General features: G+C 31.8%; 3 protein-coding genes. All 3 read right to left on the reverse strand.

Going from position 1 to position 2,504, the window contains the following annotated elements:
• Window positions 1–315: 315 nt before the first annotated feature.
• Complete coding sequence (locus N9I19_RS24390; protein ID WP_317779278.1) at window positions 316–483, reverse strand: hypothetical protein; 168 nt, start codon at window positions 481–483, stop codon at window positions 316–318.
• 543 nt (window positions 484–1,026) lie between these two features.
• Window positions 1,027–1,245 (reverse strand): helix-turn-helix domain-containing protein, encoded by a 219-nt coding sequence (locus N9I19_RS24395; protein WP_061465081.1) that lies wholly within the window; start codon window positions 1,243–1,245, stop codon window positions 1,027–1,029.
• 10 nt (window positions 1,246–1,255) lie between these two features.
• Window positions 1,256–1,744, reverse strand: a complete 489-nt coding sequence (locus N9I19_RS24400) for a DUF2975 domain-containing protein (protein ID WP_317779279.1) — start codon at window positions 1,742–1,744, stop codon at window positions 1,256–1,258.
• Window positions 1,745–2,504: the final 760 nt, after the last annotated feature.

Consider the following 2,504-nt stretch of genomic DNA (forward strand, 5'->3'; position numbering starts at 1 on the left):
TTGCAAATAGTGGGACAAATAATGACAGAAATTTATTTAAAATTGTTGAATCTTAATTAAAGTTTCATATGAAATAATAAAAGAATCATTATTACCAATGGTTCTTTTATTATTTTTTTATGTGAATTAAACAACTGTATTATGATGAAACATTTACATAAATCCTTATTAAGTGATCTTCCACAAAATGGCCCAATTGATGAATAAAGATCAAACAGCGACTCTTCAACTATCCTGCCCCGTTAGTGCCATAAGAAAAAGGCTGCCTCAGCAACCTTCCTTATTAAAGGAAAGCACCTGTTAGAAGCTAATTTATTATTTTTGATTTTTTAATTTCCAAACCTCTTCTTCGAGATTACCTATTCTTTGTTGAAGTGCTTTCTTCGGTACTGAAATCCTTCGAGCTAATATAACGAAGAAACCTATAATAGCAATAATTCCTCCAGCAAAAGCTATAATAAATAACAATGCAACATCAAACATATAAACAACTCCTAATTTATCTAGGGATTTCAGGTTGAACTAAATCGTCCTCAGTATGTCACCAGAATCAGCAAAAATAAACAGTTAAAATACTTTAAAAAGAACGGAGTTTGCCCAGTATGCCACTAGAATAATAATAATTGTAGTAATAATAACAAGCATTTTTTCACTGTGATTTCCAACTTCTTTCTTATCCCCTATTTCCTCTCTGTATTTCATTTGTACCTTTTTCTTTTTATCATCTAATTTTATTGCAAGTAGACCCCTTAATGAAAATAATTTAAGTTTATTTTACCATAAAAAACCATATTAATTCTTCAACTAACCTGCCCATTCAGTTCATCAAAAAAATTAACCTTTACCTTTTAACATAGCCTAATATGATAATAATAAATAAGACCTCACATATTAGACATATCTAAAATGTGAGGTCCTTTTACTGTCAACTGTTTCACTTAACTAACCTAAATATAACGGATGGCTATCCCTTCATCTTAATTTCGCTATCTAATCCCGTTGGTTGAAGAAAGTTGTTGTCTGTTTTTATTGAGTGTCTTCGTCGCCCTTGTACTCCAAAATATCACCTGGCTGACAATCCAAAGTCTTACATATCGCTTCTAATGTTGAAAAACGAACCGCTTTTGCTTTTCCATTTTTCAGAATGGAGAGATTTGCCATAGTAATTCCAACCCTCTCCGAAAGTACTGTTACGCTCATTTTCCTTTTTGCCAACATCACATCAATATTGATGATAATCGCCATGATATTCACCTCAGATCGTTAAATCATTGTCTGATTTTATATTAATAGCTTCTTGTAAAAGTCTTTGGAGAACAGCAGCAAAAACGGCGATCACCATTGAGGCGAAAATAATGACCAATCCGATTGGTATGAAACTTGGAGGGTCAACTCTTTTCGCCATGAGATAGTAGAGTGGCATACCTAATAGGTACAAGATACTGATCGTGATGGCACAGTGTTTTATATTCTTTAAAGCCTTTACCGATAATTCCGAGAACGCTTGGTTCTTATCAATATAGCTTAAAAGTTTAAAAGCTTGATAAAGAGCGAAATAAAAAGGGATCGCTGCCACGTACATATCGATTAAAACGAGAGATTTCATATAAGCAATATCTGGATACAATTCCCCAGCAAAATTCCCGATCTTAGGCACCAAAAATATGCACAATGCAAGAACTGCAATTCCAACCAGGAAAATAATTACCTTTAAGAAAGTGGTTGAACCTCGTTTAACATTCATTTAAAATACCTCGCTTATTTAATGACAACATGATTTTATCATATTGTTTATCGTTTTACAATAAAATCATATTGTTTCTTATTGTATTATTATTGTTACATGAAGTCCTTCGATATACTTGTTTCTTCGATCATATCCATGAAGGGCATTCAAATATTCCGAGTAAGACTCCGTATCATTCTTTGTTGGTGGTTGAGGAGAGAAAGAGAAGCAAGTCTTGCATTCTTTTGAGAGAAATCATCAAGATCTATATAAGCTGGAGCAAGAGAATAAACAGAATTTGTGGAAGAGTCATCTCTTGCTCTAATATAGACGGCCAGCATTAATGTAATAAATGAGGATATTAATGGACTTAACTTTAATATTAGTTATAATTAATGATTTTAATTTTAATTACATTAAATATATAATTCCTTTATTAGGAATTGATTCAATAATAGATGGATTTGAAAGTTTTTTAAAAAAGGAAAATAAGAGGCAGATGTTATTAGATTTTGGTATTGCTTTTATATGGTTCGTAGTATTTTTTATAAGTGGTTCGTAATGTTTTATATGGAACTAACGAGTGTTTTACTTCAATAAGGAAGGTTGCTGAGGCAGCCTTTTTCTTATGGCACTAACGGGGCAGATTAGTTGAATAAGAAGGGAAAAACAAACTTTTCATTGAATTAATTAGGATCAATTTAATAAAAGGAGAGACTCATCTGTTCATGAAATTATCAATGTCACAACTATTTGCTTTAGAGCATTTTACAAAGTA

This window comes from Peribacillus sp. CSMR9 (assembly GCF_033141925.1).
In the GTDB taxonomy this organism is placed as follows: domain Bacteria; phylum Bacillota; class Bacilli; order Bacillales; family DSM-1321; genus Peribacillus; species Peribacillus simplex_A.